At 72.0% G+C, this 15248-nt stretch carries 20 protein-coding genes; 19 read left to right on the top strand and 1 reads right to left on the bottom strand.

Going from position 1 to position 15248, the window contains the following annotated elements; all coding sequences use genetic code 11:
• Nucleotides 1-11 precede the first annotated feature (11 nt).
• From hisD to hisF, 8 genes are read left to right on the top strand one after another with little or no spacing between them, the layout of a single operon-like run.
• The gene (hisD, locus tag C1703_RS09665) at nucleotides 12-1334 is read left to right on the top strand and encodes a histidinol dehydrogenase (RefSeq protein ID WP_114257354.1); all 1323 of its coding nucleotides are present in this window, start codon (nucleotides 12-14) and stop codon (nucleotides 1332-1334) included.
• Nucleotides 1331-2443, top strand: coding sequence for a histidinol-phosphate transaminase (locus C1703_RS09660; protein ID WP_114251517.1), 1113 nt, complete (start codon nucleotides 1331-1333; stop codon nucleotides 2441-2443). The genes hisD and C1703_RS09660 overlap by 4 nt, the downstream gene beginning before the upstream one ends.
• On the top strand, nucleotides 2440-3033 hold the full coding sequence (gene hisB, locus C1703_RS09655; RefSeq protein ID WP_003989586.1) for an imidazoleglycerol-phosphate dehydratase HisB: 594 nt from the start codon (nucleotides 2440-2442) through the stop codon (nucleotides 3031-3033). The genes C1703_RS09660 and hisB overlap by 4 nt, the downstream gene beginning before the upstream one ends.
• On the top strand, nucleotides 3030-3194 hold the full coding sequence (locus C1703_RS39230; protein ID WP_198678126.1) for a hypothetical protein: 165 nt from the start codon (nucleotides 3030-3032) through the stop codon (nucleotides 3192-3194). The genes hisB and C1703_RS39230 overlap by 4 nt, the downstream gene beginning before the upstream one ends.
• Nucleotides 3185-3835, top strand: coding sequence for an imidazole glycerol phosphate synthase subunit HisH (hisH, locus tag C1703_RS09650; RefSeq protein ID WP_114251516.1), 651 nt, complete (start codon nucleotides 3185-3187; stop codon nucleotides 3833-3835). Before C1703_RS39230 ends, hisH begins: the two co-directional genes overlap by 10 nt.
• Nucleotides 3832-4557, top strand: coding sequence for a bifunctional 1-(5-phosphoribosyl)-5-((5-phosphoribosylamino)methylideneamino)imidazole-4-carboxamide isomerase/phosphoribosylanthranilate isomerase PriA (gene priA, locus C1703_RS09645; protein WP_114251515.1), 726 nt, complete (start codon nucleotides 3832-3834; stop codon nucleotides 4555-4557). The genes hisH and priA overlap by 4 nt, the downstream gene beginning before the upstream one ends.
• Entirely contained in the window at nucleotides 4554-4958 is a 405-nt protein-coding gene (locus C1703_RS09640; RefSeq protein ID WP_114251514.1) for a RidA family protein, read from the top strand. Before priA ends, C1703_RS09640 begins: the two co-directional genes overlap by 4 nt.
• A complete protein-coding gene (gene hisF, locus C1703_RS09635; protein WP_114251513.1) occupies nucleotides 4955-5710 on the top strand; it encodes an imidazole glycerol phosphate synthase subunit HisF in 756 nt (251 codons plus the stop codon). Before C1703_RS09640 ends, hisF begins: the two co-directional genes overlap by 4 nt.
• A gap of 55 nt (nucleotides 5711-5765) precedes the next feature.
• Here hisF and C1703_RS09630 read toward each other — a convergent pair whose 3' ends face one another.
• Complete coding sequence (locus C1703_RS09630) at nucleotides 5766-6401, bottom strand: TIGR03085 family metal-binding protein (RefSeq protein ID WP_114251512.1); 636 nt, start codon at nucleotides 6399-6401, stop codon at nucleotides 5766-5768.
• A 120-nt stretch (nucleotides 6402-6521) separates the two neighbouring features.
• Between C1703_RS09630 and hisI the strand changes: the two genes are divergently transcribed.
• The 11 genes from hisI to lgt all read left to right on the top strand — a co-directional run bounded on the left by hisI (nucleotide 6522) and on the right by lgt (nucleotide 15231).
• Nucleotides 6522-6920, top strand: a complete 399-nt coding sequence (gene hisI, locus C1703_RS09625) for a phosphoribosyl-AMP cyclohydrolase (RefSeq protein ID WP_114257353.1) — start codon at nucleotides 6522-6524, stop codon at nucleotides 6918-6920.
• Between the two features lie 11 nt (nucleotides 6921-6931).
• The gene (locus C1703_RS09620) at nucleotides 6932-8413 is read left to right on the top strand and encodes an anthranilate synthase component I (protein WP_114251511.1); all 1482 of its coding nucleotides are present in this window, start codon (nucleotides 6932-6934) and stop codon (nucleotides 8411-8413) included.
• A gap of 41 nt (nucleotides 8414-8454) precedes the next feature.
• Nucleotides 8455-9096: a TIGR02234 family membrane protein gene (locus tag C1703_RS09615; protein WP_114251510.1), complete on the top strand. Its 642-nt coding sequence runs from the start codon at nucleotides 8455-8457 to the stop codon at nucleotides 9094-9096.
• Between the two features lie 119 nt (nucleotides 9097-9215).
• The gene (locus tag C1703_RS09610; protein WP_114251509.1) at nucleotides 9216-9467 is read left to right on the top strand and encodes an HGxxPAAW family protein; all 252 of its coding nucleotides are present in this window, start codon (nucleotides 9216-9218) and stop codon (nucleotides 9465-9467) included.
• Nucleotides 9468-9549: 82 nt separating this feature from the next.
• Nucleotides 9550-9984: a DUF2752 domain-containing protein gene (locus C1703_RS09605; protein WP_114251508.1), complete on the top strand. Its 435-nt coding sequence runs from the start codon at nucleotides 9550-9552 to the stop codon at nucleotides 9982-9984.
• A 140-nt stretch (nucleotides 9985-10124) separates the two neighbouring features.
• Complete coding sequence (trpC, locus tag C1703_RS09600; protein WP_114251507.1) at nucleotides 10125-10934, top strand: indole-3-glycerol phosphate synthase TrpC; 810 nt, start codon at nucleotides 10125-10127, stop codon at nucleotides 10932-10934.
• Between the two features lie 21 nt (nucleotides 10935-10955).
• Nucleotides 10956-11120, top strand: coding sequence for a hypothetical protein (locus C1703_RS09595; RefSeq protein WP_020271442.1), 165 nt, complete (start codon nucleotides 10956-10958; stop codon nucleotides 11118-11120).
• A 135-nt stretch (nucleotides 11121-11255) separates the two neighbouring features.
• Complete coding sequence (trpB, locus tag C1703_RS09590) at nucleotides 11256-12542, top strand: tryptophan synthase subunit beta (protein WP_114251506.1); 1287 nt, start codon at nucleotides 11256-11258, stop codon at nucleotides 12540-12542.
• Nucleotides 12539-13357: a tryptophan synthase subunit alpha gene (trpA, locus tag C1703_RS09585; RefSeq protein ID WP_114251505.1), complete on the top strand. Its 819-nt coding sequence runs from the start codon at nucleotides 12539-12541 to the stop codon at nucleotides 13355-13357. Before trpB ends, trpA begins: the two co-directional genes overlap by 4 nt.
• A gap of 86 nt (nucleotides 13358-13443) precedes the next feature.
• Nucleotides 13444-14220 carry a thioredoxin domain-containing protein gene (locus tag C1703_RS09580; protein WP_114251504.1) on the top strand — a complete coding sequence of 259 codons (777 nt, stop codon included), beginning with the start codon at nucleotides 13444-13446 and terminating at the stop codon, nucleotides 14218-14220.
• Between the two features lie 84 nt (nucleotides 14221-14304).
• Nucleotides 14305-15231, top strand: coding sequence for a prolipoprotein diacylglyceryl transferase (gene lgt, locus C1703_RS09575; protein WP_114251503.1), 927 nt, complete (start codon nucleotides 14305-14307; stop codon nucleotides 15229-15231).
• Nucleotides 15232-15248: the final 17 nt, after the last annotated feature.

The raw sequence follows: 15248 nt of genomic DNA, 5'->3' as shown, positions 1-15248 counted from the left end.
AACATTCCTTCCTGGCCCGAATCGATCTGCGCGGCGACGCCCTTCCCGAGGGCCCCGCCCTGCGTGACCTGCTGCCCCGAGCCGAGTTCGACGTTCAGGCCGCCCTGGAGAAGGTGCGCCCGATCTGCGAGGACGTGCATCATCGGGGCGACGCGGCGCTGATCGAGTACGCCGAGCGGTTCGACGGGGTCCGGCTGGACCAGGTGCGGGTGCCGGCCGCCGCGCTCACCCGCGCGCTCCAGGAGCTCGACCCGGCCGTGCGCGCGGCCCTGGAGGAGTCCATCCGCCGCGCCCGGATCGTCCACCGCGAGCAGCGCCGCTCCCCGCACACCACCCAGGTCGTGCCCGGCGGCAGCGTGACCGAGAAGTGGGTTCCGGTCGAGCGGGTCGGGCTGTACGCGCCCGGCGGCCGGTCGGTGTACCCGTCGTCCGTGATCATGAACGTGGTGCCCGCGCAGGAGGCCGGCGTCGCGTCCATCGCGCTCGCCTCGCCCGCCCAGGCCGAGTTCGGCGGCCTGCCGCACCCGACGATCCTCGCCGCCTGCGCCCTGCTCGGCGTCGACGAGGTGTACGCGGCCGGCGGCGCCACGGCCGTCGCGATGTTCGCCCACGGCACCGAGTCCTGCGCCCCCGCGAACATGGTCACCGGCCCCGGCAACATCTGGGTCGCCGCCGCCAAGCGCTACTTCACCGGCAAGATCGGCATCGACGCCGAGGCCGGCCCGACCGAGATCGCGGTCCTCGCCGACGACACGGCCGACCCGGTGCACGTCGCCTCCGACCTGATCAGCCAGGCCGAGCACGACCCGCTGGCCGCCGCCGTCCTGGTCACCGACTCCGTGGCGCTCGCGGACGCGGTGGAGAGGGAACTGGAGCCGCAGGTCGCCGCCACCCGGCACGTCGACGACCGCATCGTCCCGGCCCTGTCCGGCAAGCAGTCCGCGATCGTCCTGGTCGACGGCATCGACGAGGGCCTGCGGGTGGTCGACGCGTACGGCGCCGAGCACCTGGAGATCCAGACGGCCGACGCCGCCGCCGTGGCCGACCGGGTGAAGAACGCCGGCGCGATCTTCATCGGCCCCTGGGCGCCGGTCTCCCTCGGCGACTACGCGGCCGGGTCCAACCACGTCCTGCCCACCGGCGGCTGCGCCTGCCACTCCTCCGGCCTGTCCGTCCAGTCCTTCCTGCGCGGCATCCACATCGTCGACTACACGAAGGACGCGCTGGCCGAGGTCGCGCACCACGTGGTCACGCTGGCCGAGGCGGAGGACCTGCCGGCCCACGGCGCGGCGATCAAGGCTCGGTTCGACTGGAAGGTTCCGCAGGGCAAGTGAGCGACGTACACATCGACGATCTCCCCGTGCGGGACGAACTGCGCGGCAAGTCCCCCTACGGCGCGCCCCAGCTGGACGTCCCCGTACGGCTGAACACCAACGAGAACCCCTACCCGCTGCCCGAGCCGCTGGTCGAGCGCATCGCCGAGCGGGTCCGTGAGGCGGCCCGGAACCTCAACCGCTACCCGGACCGGGACGCCGTCGAGCTGCGCACCAGGCTCGCCGAGTACCTGACGAAGACCTCCGGGTACCCGGTCGGCCCGGCCAACGTCTGGGCGGCGAACGGCTCCAACGAGGTCATCCAGCAGCTGCTGCAGACCTTCGGCGGGCCGGGCCGCACCGCGATCGGCTTCGAGCCGTCGTACTCGATGCACGCCCTGATCGCGCGCGGCACCGGCACGGGCTGGATCTCCGGGCCCCGCAACGACGACTTCACGATCGACCTCGCCGCGGCCCGGACGGCCATCGCCGAGAACCAACCGGACGTCGTCTTCATCACCACCCCCAACAACCCCACCGGCAACGCGGTCCCGCCCGAGACGGTCCTCGCGCTCTACGAGGCCGCGCAGGCGGCGAAGCCGTCGATGGTCGTGGTCGACGAGGCGTACATCGAGTTCAGCCACGGCGACTCGCTGCTGCCGCTGCTCGACGGGCGACCGAACCTCGTCATCTCCCGCACGATGTCGAAGGCCTTCGGCGCGGCGGGCCTGCGCCTCGGCTACCTCGCCGCGCACCCGGCCGTCGTGGACGCCGTCCAGCTGGTCCGGCTGCCCTACCACCTGTCGGCCGTCACCCAGGCGACCGCCCTGGCCGCCCTGGAGCACACCGACACCCTGCTCGGCTACGTCGAGCAGCTCAAGGCCGAGCGGGACCGCCTGGTCACCGAACTGCGCGCGACCGGCTACGAGGTCGTCGAGTCCGACGCCAACTTCGTGCAGTTCGGCAGGTTCGAGGACGCGCACACGGCCTGGCAGAAGATCCTCGACCGGGGCGTCCTGGTCCGGGACAACGGCATCCCCGGGTGGCTGCGCGTGTCGGCCGGAACCCCCGAAGAGAACGACGCGTTCCTCGACGCGGTCCGTGCACTGAAGAAGGAGCAGAGTTCATGAGCCGCACCGGACGCGTGGAGCGGACGACCAAGGAGACCTCGGTCCTCGTCGAGATAGACCTCGACGGCACGGGCAAGACGGAGATCTCCACCGGCGTCGGCTTCTACGACCACATGCTCGACCAGCTCGGCCGCCACGGTCTGTTCGACCTGACCGTGAAGACCGAGGGCGACCTGCACATCGACTCGCACCACACGATCGAGGACACCGCCCTCGCGCTGGGCGCCGCCTTCAAGCAGGCCCTCGGCGACAAGGTCGGCATCTACCGCTTCGGCAACTGCACGGTCCCGCTGGACGAGTCCCTCGCCCAGGTCACCGTCGACCTGTCCGGCCGCCCCTACCTCGTGCACACCGAGCCCGAGAAGATGGCGCCGATGATCGGCGAGTACGACACCACCATGACCCGGCACATCCTGGAGTCCTTCGTGGCCCAGGCGCAGATCGCGCTGCACGTGCACGTGCCCTACGGGCGCAACGCGCACCACATCGTGGAGTGCCAGTTCAAGGCGCTGGCCCGGGCCCTGCGGTACGCCTCCGAGCGCGACCCGCGCGCGGCCGGCATCCTCCCCTCCACGAAGGGCGCCCTGTGAACGGCATCTCGACCCTGCTGATCGTCGTCGGCCTGTTCCTCGTCGGCGGGATCTACTCCTTCGTCAAGCAGAAGATGCCCAAGGGCCTGATCGTGCTGCTGTCCATCGGTGCCGCGATGTGCCTGCTGGCCGGCATCGTGAGGCTGGAGGTGTGGAATTGAGCGCCCCTCGCAAGAAGGTCGTCGTCTTCGACTACGGCTTCGGCAACGTCCGCTCCGCCGAGCGCGCCCTCGCCCGCGCCGGAGCCGACGTCGAGATAACCCGTGACTACGACAAGGCCCTGAACGCCGACGGCCTGCTCGTGCCCGGCGTCGGCGCCTTCGCCTCCTGTATGAAGGGCCTGCGCGAGGCACGCGGCGACTGGATCGTCGACCGCCGGCTCTCCGGCGGCCGCCCGGTCATGGGCATCTGCGTCGGCATGCAGATCCTCTTCGCCCGTGGCATCGAGCACGGCGTGGAGAGCGAGGGCCTCGACGAGTGGCCCGGCTCCGTCGAGCCGCTCCAGGCCGAGATCGTGCCCCACATGGGCTGGAACACCGTGGAGGCGGCGCCCGGCTCGCGGCTCTTCGCCGGCCTGGACGCCGACGCCCGCTTCTACTTCGTGCACTCCTACGCGGTCCACGACTGGTCGCTGGAAACGCACAACCCGGCCTTCGAGGCCCCCAAGGTCACCTGGTCCACGCACGGCAAGCCGTTCGTCGCGGCCGTCGAGAACGGCGCCCTGTGGGCCACCCAGTTCCACCCCGAGAAGTCCGGCGACGCCGGAGCCCAGCTCCTCACCAACTGGATCGGAACCCTGTGAGCAAGCTCGAACTCCTCCCCGCCGTCGACGTCCGCGACGGCCAGGCCGTCCGCCTGGTCCACGGCGAGTCCGGCACCGAGACCTCCTACGGCTCCCCGCTGGAGGCCGCCCTCGCCTGGCAGCGTTCCGGCGCCGAATGGCTGCACCTCGTCGACCTGGACGCCGCCTTCGGCACCGGGAACAACCGCGAGCTGATCGCCGAGGTCGCGAAGGCGATGGACATCAAGGTCGAGCTGTCCGGCGGCATCCGCGACGACGACACCCTCGCCGCCGCCCTCGCCACCGGCTGCACCCGCGTGAACCTGGGCACGGCCGCCCTGGAGACCCCCGAGTGGGTCGCCAAGGTCATCGCCGAGCACGGCGACAAGATCGCCGTCGGCCTGGACGTCCGGGGCACCACCCTGCGCGGCCGCGGCTGGACCCGCGACGGCGGCGACCTCTACGAGACGCTGGAGCGCCTCGACAAGGAGGGCTGCGCCCGCTACGTCGTCACCGACATCGCCAAGGACGGCACGCTCCAGGGCCCCAACCTGGAGCTGCTGAAGAACGTCTGCGCGGCGACGGACCGCCCGGTGGTGGCCTCCGGCGGTGTCTCGTCGCTCGACGACCTCCGGGCGATCGCCGCGCTCGTCCCGCTCGGTGTCGAGGGCGCGATCGTAGGGAAGGCGCTGTACGCGAAGGCGTTCACCCTGGAAGAGGCCTTGGAGGCTGTGTCGTCATGACGTCGGAAGCCGTACGGCGCGTGCAGAGCGGAAGTCCCTGGGAAGAGAGTTTCGGTTTCGCACGCGCCGTGGCGGCGGGCGATCGGGTGCTGGTGGCGGGCACGACCCCCTTCAAGGGGGATGTGCTGTACGGGGAGGGCGACCCGTACGAGCAGGCCAAGGCGGCCTTCACCAGTGCCCTCGAAGCGATCGGCGAGTTCGGGCTCGGTATCGGGTCCGTGGTCCGGACGCGAATGTATCTGGCACACACGCGCGACCTCGACGAGGTGGGCCGGGCCCACAAGGAGCTGTTCGACTCGGTGCGCCCGGTCGCGTCCTTCCTCGTGGTGGACGGCTTCGTCGACCCGCGCGTCCTGGTGTCGGTGGAACTAGAGGCATTCAGAGGAACGGTGGATTCATGACCCTGGCGGTCCGAGTCATCCCCTGCCTGGACGTGGACAACGGCCGGGTCGTCAAGGGCGTCAACTTCCAGAACCTGCGCGACGCGGGCGACCCCGTCGAGATGGCCAAGGTGTACGACACCGAGGGCGCCGACGAGCTGACGTTCCTGGACATCACCGCCTCGTCGGGCAACCGCGAGACGACCTACGACGTGGTGCGCCGCACGGCCGAGCAGGTGTTCATCCCGCTCACCGTCGGCGGCGGTGTCCGCACCGCCGAGGACGTCGACAAGCTGCTGCGGGCGGGCGCGGACAAGGTCGGCGTCAACACCGCCGCCATCGCCCGCCCCGACCTGATCCGCGAGATCGCCGAGCGCTTCGGCCGCCAGGTCCTGGTCCTCTCGGTCGACGCCCGCCGCACCGAGTCGGGCTCCTTCGAGGTGACCACCCACGGCGGCCGCCGCGGCACCGGCATCGACGCCGTCGAGTGGGCGCACCGGGCGGCCGAGCTGGGCGCCGGCGAGATCCTGCTCAACTCGATGGACGCCGACGGCACCAAGGACGGCTACGACCTGGAGATGATCCGGGCCGTACGCAAGCACGTCACCGTCCCGGTCATCGCCTCGGGCGGCGCGGGCAGGCTGGCGGACTTCCCCCCGGCCATCGAGGCGGGCGCGGACGCGGTGCTGGCCGCGTCGGTGTTCCACTTCGGGGACCTGCGCATCGGCCAGGTGAAGGAGACCCTGCGGGAGGCCGGTCACCCGGTGCGGTGACGCCCCCGCCGGCAGCCCCGGTCGCACCCGCGGCCGGGGCTGCCGCACGTCGTGCTCAGATCCCGAGCTGCTTCGTCTCGTGCAGCTTCGCGATCGCGTTCTCGTCGCCGTCCAGGTCCACCTTGGCGGCGCTCTGGCGGCCGTAGGAGAACAGGACCAGCTCCGACGGCTCGCCGGTGACCGTGACCACCGGGGTGCCGCGCTGGGCGACCGCCGTCTGGCCGTCCGGGCGGCGCAGCACCAGGCCCGTCGGCACGCCGCGGCCCATCAGGCGGGCGGTCTTCTCCAGCCGGGACCACAGCGCGTCCTGGAAGACCGGGTCGAGCTCGCGCGGGGACCAGTCGGGCTGGGCGCGCCGGACGTCCTCCGTGTGGACGTAGAACTCGATGATGTTCGACATCTCGTCGACCGGCTTGAGCGAGAAGGGGGAGAAACGCGGCGGGCCCGTACGGATCAGCTGGATCAGCTCCTCGTACGGCTTGTCCGTGTACTCCGCCATCACCCGGTCCAGGCGCGGCGCGAGCTGCTTGATCAGTATTCCGCCGGCGGCGTCCGGGCGGCGCTCGCGCACCACCACGTGCGCGGCGAGGTCCCGGGTCGTCCAGCCCTCGCACAGGGTGGGCGCGTCCGGGCCCGCGGTCTCCAACAGGTCGGCGAGGAGAAGTCGTTCACGCTTGGCATGGGTCGACATGGAGCCAGCCTACGACCGGCCCCCGACTCCGCCCAGCGGACCTGCCGTTCCCGGTCCGGGCCGGTCCGCCCAGTGGACACGGCACCTGCGCTGTCAGTGGCGCGCGGCACAATGGTCGGCATGACCAGCTCGTCCCCCCGGCCCAGCCGTCTCGACCCGGAGATCGCCGCCCGCCTCAAGCGCGGCGCCGACGGCCTCCTGCCCGCCATCGCCCAGCAGTACGACACCGGAGAGGTGCTCATGCTCGGCTGGATGGACGACGAGGCCCTGCACCGCACCCTGACCACCGGCCGGTGCACGTACTGGTCGCGCAGCCGCCGGGAGTACTGGGTCAAGGGCGACACCTCCGGCCACGTCCAGTGGGTGAAGTCCGTCGCCCTCGACTGCGACGCCGACACCGTCCTGGTGAAGGTCGACCAGGTCGGCGCCGCCTGCCACACCGGCGCCCGCACCTGCTTCGACGAGGACGTCCTCGTCAAGGACGACGGCGGCTCCGACGTCTCCGCCCCGGATCAGTAAGGTCAGCCGCCATGGACCTCGAGACGTTCCGCAAGCTCGCCACCGACCGGCGGGTCATCCCGGTCACCCGCAAGCTCCTCGCCGACGGCGACACGCCGGTGGCGCTCTACCGCAAGCTCGCCGCCGAGCGCCCCGGCACCTTCCTGCTGGAGTCAGCGGAGAACGGCCGCTCGTGGTCCCGCTACTCGTTCGTGGGAGTCCGCAGCGCCGCGACGCTCACCGAGCGCGACGGGCAGGCGCACTGGCTCGGCGCCCCGCCCGTCGGCGTCCCCACCGACGGCGACCCCCTCGCCGCCCTGCGCGCCACCATCGAGGCGCTGCACACCCCCCACCAGGAGGGCATGCCGCCCTTCACCGGCGGCATGGTCGGCTACCTCGGCTACGACATCGTCCGCCGCCTGGAGAAGATCGGCCCCGGCGAGCGCGACGACCTGAAGCTGCCCGAGCTGACCATGCTCCTCACCAGCGACCTGGCCGTCATGGACCACTGGGAGGGCTCCGTCCTGCTGATCGCCAACGCGATCAACCACAACGACCTGGAGACCGGCGTCGACGAGGCCCACGCCGACGCCGTCGCCCGGCTCGACGCCATGGAGGCCGACCTCTCCCGCCCGGTCGCCCAGCCCCCGGCCGTCCTCCCGCCCTCCGAGCTGCCCGAGTACACCGCGCTGTGGGGCGGCCCCGACTTCCAGGAGGCCGTCGAGGACATCAAGGAGCGCATCCGGGCCGGCGAGGCCTTCCAGGTGGTCCCCTCCCAGCGCTTCGAGACGCCGTGCACGGCGAGCGCGCTGGACGTCTACCGGGTCCTGCGGGCCACGAACCCCTCGCCGTACATGTACCTGTTCCGCTTCGACGGCTTCGACGTCGTCGGCTCCTCCCCGGAGGCCCTGGTCAAGGTCGAGGACGGCCGGGCCATGGTCCACCCCATCGCCGGCACGCGCTGGCGCGGCGCCACCCCGCAGGAGGACCAGGCCCTCGCCGACGAGCTGCTCGCCGACCCCAAGGAGCGCGCCGAGCACCTCATGCTCGTCGACCTGGGGCGCAACGACCTGGGGCGGGTCTGCGAGCCGGGCTCCGTCGAGGTCGTCGACTTCATGTCCGTCGAGCGGTACTCGCACGTGATGCACATCGTCTCCACGGTGACCGGCCGCGTGGCCGCCGGGCGCACGGCCTTCGACGTCCTCACCGCCTGCTTCCCGGCCGGCACCCTCTCCGGCGCCCCCAAGCCCCGCGCCATGCAGATCATCGACGAGCTGGAGCCGTCCCGGCGCGGCCTGTACGGCGGCTGCGTCGGCTACCTCGACTTCGCCGGCGACTCCGACACGGCCATCGCCATCCGCACCGCCCTGCTGCGCGACGGCACCGCCTACGTGCAGGCCGGAGCGGGCATCGTCGCCGACTCCGACCCGGTCTCCGAGGACACGGAGTGCCGCAACAAGGCGGCCGCCGTCCTGCGGGCCGTGCACACGGCGAACCGGCTGGGAAAGGCCTGAGACGCCCCCCGGGTGACGGTTCGCCCGGGGTTCAGGCGATAGTGGGGTACGTGACTGCTGTACCTCACCCCCGTTCCCAAGCCGCCGGATCCGCCCGGGCCGGCCGCCTGAGCCTCGCCGTCGCGCTGCTGTGCGGCGCGCTCGGCGCGGCCGTGGCGCTCCTCGCCACCCGGCAGCAGTGGTCGGAGGGCACCGCGACGGTGGCCGGCGGCGCCTTCCCGCTGACCGCCAGCGGCAGCGACGTCACGGGCGTCCCCGCGGCGCTCGCCATAGTGGGCCTCGCCGCGCTCGTCGCCGTCTTCGCCGTCCGCCGGGCGGGCCGGGTCGTGGTGGCCGTGCTGCTGGCGCTCTCCGGCGCGGGCACCGTCGCCGCCGCCCTGCTCGGCGCCTCCGACAGCTCCGCGCTCGACGAGAAGGCCGCCCAGGCCTCCGGCGACACCTCCGCCTCCGTGGCCGCCCTCAGCCACACCGCCTGGCCGTACGTCGCGGCCGCCGGCGGCGTCCTGATCCTGCTGGCCGGGCTGCTCGCCCTGCGCTACGGCCGGCTGTGGCCCGCGATGTCCGGCCGCTACGAGCGCGGCGGCGCGCCCCAGCCGCGCCGCAAGGCCCCCGCCGTCGACCCCGACCGGCCCGAGGACCTGTGGAAGGCACTCGACCGGGGCGAGGACCCGACCGGGGCCTGAGCCACACGGAGCAGCGGGGAGCATCCCAGGAGCACCCCCGCTCACCGGCCCCGCGCGCGTGCGGGACAATGGGCACGAGCGTCCTGCTCAGACACGCACACAGCAACGAGGAGCAAGCAATGGCGGGCAGCAGCCACGGTCACACCCCGGCCGCCTGGACCGGTGTCATCATCGCCTTCATCGGTTTCTGCGTCGCGGGCGCCTTCATGGTGATGGACCAGCCGGTGGGCTTCTGGGCGGGCATGGTCGTCGTGCTGCTCGGCGGTGTCGTCGGCGGCATCATGCGGATGATGGGCCTGGGCCAGCCCAAGGAACTGCACGCGCCGCACAAGATGACGGGCGACCGCGAGCCGGCCCGCGCCCAGGGCTGATCCCGGCGGAACACCGGGTTGTCGCCGAGGGGCGGCCGGCATTCGGGTGCCGGGACCGCCCCTCAGGCGTGTGCGGGGCACAATGCCTGGCGTGAACGCCGACAGCCGCAGAGCGACGCACAGCCTCCCGGGCCGCCTGGCCGCCCCCGCCGGGACCCTCGCGGCCGTCGCCGCCGCCTTCGCCTACGTGGGCGCGGTGGACCCCAACGAGCCCGGCCACTACCCCGTCTGCCCGCTGCTGCACTACACCGGCCTGTACTGCCCCGGCTGCGGCGGACTGCGCAGCGCCCACGCCTTCGTCCACGGCGACCTCACCGCGGCCCTGCACGCCAACGCGCTCGCCGTCCTCGGCTATCTGGCCTTCTTCGCGCTGTGGACCGTATGGGTGGTCCACGCGGTACGCGGGCGCCCGCTGCGGATCGACCCCCGCCCGGGGCTGGTGTGGAGCTTCGGCGCGTTGCTGCTGGTCTTCACGGTTGTCCGGAACCTGCCCTTCGGTGGCTGGCTCCACCCTTGATCAACTGGCGGATGTCCAGGTACTGGGACCGGCGTCAACCGGATGCGAAGCCTTCGCCCCGCTGCGGATACCATCGCAGTGACCATCGGTTTGCCGATCGGTCGCTGGAACTGTCAAGAGTCTGGAAGGGGGCCGCTCGCGTGAGTGTGCTCGACGAGATCATCGACGGAGTCCGTGCCGACCTCGCGGAGCGGCAGGCGCGCGTCAGCCTCGACGAGCTCAAGGAGCGCGCGGCGAAGGCTCCCGCGGCCAAGGACGGCGCGGCCGCCCTGCGCGGCGACGGCGTCAAGGTCATCTGCGAGGTCAAGCGCTCCAGCCCGTCCAAGGGCGCGCTGGCCGCGATCGCCGACCCGGCCGGGCTCGCCGCGGACTACGAGGCGGGCGGCGCTGCCGTCATCTCCGTCCTCACCGAACAGCGCCGTTTCGGCGGCTCGCTCGCCGACCTGGAGGCGGTCCGCGCCCGCGTGGACATCCCGGTCCTGCGCAAGGACTTCATCGTCACGTCGTACCAGCTGTGGGAGGCCCGCGCCTACGGCGCCGACGTCGTCCTGCTGATCGTCGCCGCCCTCGACCAGCCCGCCCTGGAGTCCCTCATCGAGCGCGCCGAGTCCATCGGGCTCACGCCGCTCGTCGAGGTCCACGACGAGGACGAGGTCGAGCGCGCGGTCGACGCCGGGGCCCGCGTGATCGGCGTCAACGCGCGCAACCTCAAGACCCTCGAGGTCGACCGCGGCACCTTCGAGCGGGTGGCGCCGGAGATCCCCGCCCACATCATCAAGGTCGCCGAGTCCGGCGTCCGCGGCCCGCACGACCTCATCGCCTACGCCAACGCCGGCGCCGACGCGGTCCTGGTGGGCGAGTCCCTCGTCACCGGCAAGGACCCCAAGACGGCGGTCTCGGACCTGGTGGCGGCGGGCGAGCACCCCGCACTCCGGCACGGCCGGAGCTGATCACCCGCTAGGCTTGCCCCGATGACTCTCACCATGACGACCGTGGACCGGTACGCCCGCCTCGCGCGCGGCTGCCGCCCCCGCGGCTGCCGTGCGCCCGCGCGCCGCGTCCACGGCCGCCGCGTCCGCTACGTCATCGGTGACGAGCCGGGCCAGGTGAACGGCATGCGATGGCAGGGCTTTTAGGGGCGCGGGGCTCTGTTCAATGTGCGGCTACCGCCGCGCGGGCGCGACCAGCCACATACGGCCCGCGGTCGACAGCAAACCCTGCCCCCCACGGCGACTAGTGCATTCCACACACACTCACCGTGAGGTACACGCATGCCCAGCCAGTTCTTCATCCCCGACCCCGAGGGTCGAACCCCCAACCCCGAAGGCTACTTCGGGGCCTTCGGCGGCAAGTTCATCCCCGAGGCCCTCGTCGCCGCCGTCGACGAGGTGGCCGTCGAGTACGACAAGGCCAAGCACGACCCCGAGTTCGCCACGGAACTCGACGACCTCCTGGTCAACTACACCGGCCGCCCCTCGGCGCTCACCGAGGTGCCCCGGTTCGCCGAGCACGCCGGCGGCGCCCGCGTCTTCCTGAAGCGGGAAGACCTCAACCACACCGGCTCCCACAAGATCAACAACGTCCTCGGCCAGGCGCTGCTCACCAAGCGCATGGGCAAGACCCGGGTCATCGCCGAGACCGGCGCCGGCCAGCACGGCGTGGCCACGGCCACGGCCTGCGCCCTCTTCGGCCTCGACTGCACGATCTACATGGGCGAGATCGACACCCAGCGCCAGGCCCTCAACGTGGCCCGCATGCGCATGCTCGGCGCCGAGGTCATCGCCGTGAAGTCCGGCAGCCGCACGCTGAAGGACGCCATCAACGAGGCGTTCCGCGACTGGGTCGCCAACGTCGACCACACGCACTACCTCTTCGGCACCGTCGCCGGACCCCACCCCTTCCCGGCCATGGTCCGCGACTTCCACCGGGTCATCGGCGTCGAAGCCCGCCGCCAGCTCCTGGAGCGGGCCGGCCGCCTCCCCGACGCCGCGATCGCCTGTGTCGGCGGCGGCTCCAACGCCATCGGCCTCTTCCACGCCTTCATCCCGGACGAGTCCGTCCGCCTCATCGGCTGCGAGCCGGCCGGCCACGGCGTCGACACCGGCGAGCACGCGGCGACCCTGACCGCCGGCGAGCCGGGCATCCTGCACGGCTCGCGCTCCTACGTCCTCCAGGACGACGAGGGCCAGATCACCGAGCCCTACTCGATCTCGGCCGGTCTGGACTACCCGGGCATCGGCCCGGAGCACTCCTACCTGAAGGACTCCGGCCGCGGCGAGTACCGCGCGGTCACCGACGACGCGGCCATGCAGGCCCTGCGCCTGCTGTCCCGCACCGAGGGCATCATCCCGGCCATCGAGAGCGCCCACGCCCTGGCAGGCGCCCTTGAGGTCGGCAAGGAGCTGGGCAAGGACGGGCTGATCGTGGTCAACCTGTCCGGCCGTGGCGACAAGGACATGGACACCGCCGCCCGCTACTTCGGCCTGTACGACACCGACGCCGAGGTCGCCGCCGACGCGGACACCGACACCGCCGAGATCGAGGGGGACGCCAAGTGAGCGGCAACCTGCAGCTGTTGAGCGACACCCTCGCCGCGGCCAAGTCCGAAGGGCGCTCCGCCCTCATCGCCTACCTGCCGGCCGGGTTCCCGACCGTCGACGGCGGCATCGAGGCGATCAAGGCGGTCATCGACGGCGGCGCCGACGTCGTCGAGGTGGGCCTGCCGCACAGCGACCCGGTCCTCGACGGCCCCGTCATCCAGACCGCCGACGACATCGCCCTGCGCGGCGGCGTGAAGATCGCCGACGTGATGCGCACCGTCCGCGAGACCCACGCCGCCACCGGCAAGCCCATCCTCGTCATGACGTACTGGAACCCCATCGACCGCTACGGCGTCGAGCGGTTCACGGCCGAGCTGGCCGAGGCGGGCGGCGCGGGCTGCATCCTGCCCGACCTGCCCGTGCAGGAGTCGGCGCTGTGGCGGGAGCACGCCGAGAAGCACGGTCTCGCGACCGTGTTCGTCGTCGCCCCCAGCAGCAAGGACGAGCGGCTCGCGCGGATCACCGCGGCGGGCAGCGGCTTCGTCTACGCCGCCTCCCTCATGGGCGTCACCGGCACCCGCGCCACCGTCAGCTCCCAGGCCCAGGACCTGGTGGAACGCACCCGGGCCACCGGCACCGACCTGCCGGTCTGCGTCGGGCTCGGCGTCTCCAACGCCACCCAGGCCGCCGAGGTCGCCGGCTTCGCGGACGGCGTGATCGTCGGCTCGGCCTTCGTCAAGGCGATGCTGGACGCCCCGGACGACGCGGCCGGTGTCGAGGCCGTGCGCGCGCTCGCCGGCGACCTCGCCAAGGGCGTGCGCGGGCGGGCGTAAGAAAGCCGGAAGTCATACAGGTCCCTCGTACGGGTGGACCTGAGGTCGGGGAGGCGCGGTGCGCCTCCCCGGTTCGTTTCCGGGGTGTGAGCGAGAAGAACCGTGAGGGAAAGCGCACCGCCCGGGAGAAGATGGCGGCCGAGCGCGAGAAGCAGAAGTCCGCGGAGAAGCGCCGGCGCGCGCTGATCGTCGGCGGCGCCGTCGTCGCCGTCCTGGGACTCGCGGCGGTGATCGGCGTCGTCGCGGCCAACGCCGGCAAGGACGACGGCGGCGAGGCCTCGGGCCCGGTCGTGGCCCCCTCGGGAGCCCAGGGCAAGGACGGCCTCGCGATCCCGGTCGGCAAGGACAGCGCCAAGTCCACGCTCACGGTGTGGGAGGACTTCCGCTGCCCGGCCTGCAAGTCCTTCGAGACGGCGTACCGGCCGGTGATCCACGAGCTGACCAACGCCGGCCAGCTGAAGGTCGAGTACCACCTGGTCACCCTCATCGACGGCAACATGCGCGGCAGCGGCTCCCGCAACGCGGCCAACGCCGCGGCCTGCGCCCAGGACGCCGGCAAGTTCCCCGCGTACCACGACGTGCTCTTCGACAACCAGCCGCCGGAGGTCGACGACGCCTACGCGAGCACCGACAAGCTGATCGAACTGGCCGGCAAGGTCGACGGCCTGGACACCCCCGCCTTCCGCAGGTGTGTCGAGGACGGCACGCACAACGCCTGGGTCGCCAAGTCCCACCAGGCCTTCGACAAGGGCGGCTTCTCGGGCACGCCGACCGTCCTGTTCGACGGCAAGAACATCTACCAGGACCGGACGATGACCCCGGCCAAGCTGAAGCAGATGGTGCAGGAGGCGAACAAGGCGTAAGGCGTTTTCTCACGCCCCTGTTATGGAGCCGTAGCCGGGCCCCCTGCCCGGGGCCCGGTTCGGCACGGTAGCGTCGACCTTGCCATGGAACTTGCCTACATTCCCAGCCCGTCGCGCGGGGTGCTGTACCTCGGCCCCATTCCGCTGCGCGGCTACGCGTTCTGCATCATCATCGGCGTCTTCGTTGCCGTCTGGCTCGGCAACAAGCGCTGGATCGCCCGGGGCGGGCGGGCCGGCACGGTGGCCGACATCGCGGTCTGGGCCGTGCCCTTCGGCCTGGTCGGCGGCCGCCTCTACCACGTGATCACGGACTACGAGCTGTACTTCAGCGAGGGCCGTGACTGGGTGGACGCCTTCAAGATCTGGGAGGGCGGCCTCGGCATCTGGGGCGCGATCGCGCTCGGCGCGCTGGGTGCCTGGATCGGCTGCCGCCGCCGGGGCATCCCGATGCCCGCCTACGCCGACGCCGTCGCGCCGGGCATCGCCTTCGCGCAGGCCATCGGCCGCTGGGGCAACTGGTTCAACCAGGAGCTGTACGGCAAGCCCACCGACCTGCCGTGGGCGCTGGAGATCACCTCCTCCGCGGACGGCCGCGTGCCGGGCACGTACCACCCGACGTTCCTGTACGAGTCGCTGTGGTGCGTCGGCGTCGCGTTCCTGGTCATCTGGGCCGACCGCCGCTTCCGCCTCGGACACGGCCGGGCGTTCGCGCTGTACGTCGCCGCGTACTGCACCGGCCGGGCGTGGATCGAGTACATGCGGGTCGACGACGCCCACCACATCCTGGGCGTCCGGCTGAACGTCTGGACCGCGATCCTGGTCTTCCTGCTCGCCGTCACGTACCTGGTGCTGTCGTCGAAGAAGCGGCCCGGCCGGGAGGAAGTGGTGGAGCCGGGGGCCTCCGGCGACGCGGCCGACGACACGTCCGGCGGCGACGCCGACAGCGAGAGCGAGGACGGCGACGCCAAGAGCACGGCCAAGGACGAGGCAGGGTCGGCGAAGAAGACCTGACACATCGCTGTACGACA

It is taken from the genome of Streptomyces sp. Go-475 (assembly GCF_003330845.1).
In the GTDB taxonomy this organism is placed as follows: domain Bacteria; phylum Actinomycetota; class Actinomycetes; order Streptomycetales; family Streptomycetaceae; genus Streptomyces.
The sequence above is the reverse complement of the archived record's forward strand: the minus strand, read 5'-3'. Positions and strand labels throughout refer to the sequence as shown.

Excerpts from the sequence above, each read along its gene's own strand:
- hisB (WP_003989586.1), top strand. The coding sequence starts at position 2,440 with ATGAGCCGCACCGGACGCGTGGAGCGGACGACCAAGGAGACCTCGGTC.
- trpB (WP_114251506.1), top strand. The coding sequence starts at position 11,256 with ATGCCCAGCCAGTTCTTCATCCCCGACCCCGAGGGTCGAACCCCCAAC.
- C1703_RS09605 (WP_114251508.1), top strand. The coding sequence starts at position 9,550 with ATGCCTGGCGTGAACGCCGACAGCCGCAGAGCGACGCACAGCCTCCCG.
- C1703_RS09630 (WP_114251512.1), bottom strand. The coding sequence starts at position 6,401 with ATGTCGACCCATGCCAAGCGTGAACGACTTCTCCTCGCCGACCTGTTG.
- hisF (WP_114251513.1), top strand. The coding sequence starts at position 4,955 with ATGACCCTGGCGGTCCGAGTCATCCCCTGCCTGGACGTGGACAACGGC.
- hisI (WP_114257353.1), top strand. The coding sequence starts at position 6,522 with ATGACCAGCTCGTCCCCCCGGCCCAGCCGTCTCGACCCGGAGATCGCC.
- C1703_RS09610 (WP_114251509.1), top strand. The coding sequence starts at position 9,216 with ATGGCGGGCAGCAGCCACGGTCACACCCCGGCCGCCTGGACCGGTGTC.
- C1703_RS09620 (WP_114251511.1), top strand. The coding sequence starts at position 6,932 with ATGGACCTCGAGACGTTCCGCAAGCTCGCCACCGACCGGCGGGTCATC.
- C1703_RS09595 (WP_020271442.1), top strand. The coding sequence starts at position 10,956 with ATGACTCTCACCATGACGACCGTGGACCGGTACGCCCGCCTCGCGCGC.
- lgt (WP_114251503.1), top strand. The coding sequence starts at position 14,305 with ATGGAACTTGCCTACATTCCCAGCCCGTCGCGCGGGGTGCTGTACCTC.
- C1703_RS09640 (WP_114251514.1), top strand. The coding sequence starts at position 4,554 with ATGACGTCGGAAGCCGTACGGCGCGTGCAGAGCGGAAGTCCCTGGGAA.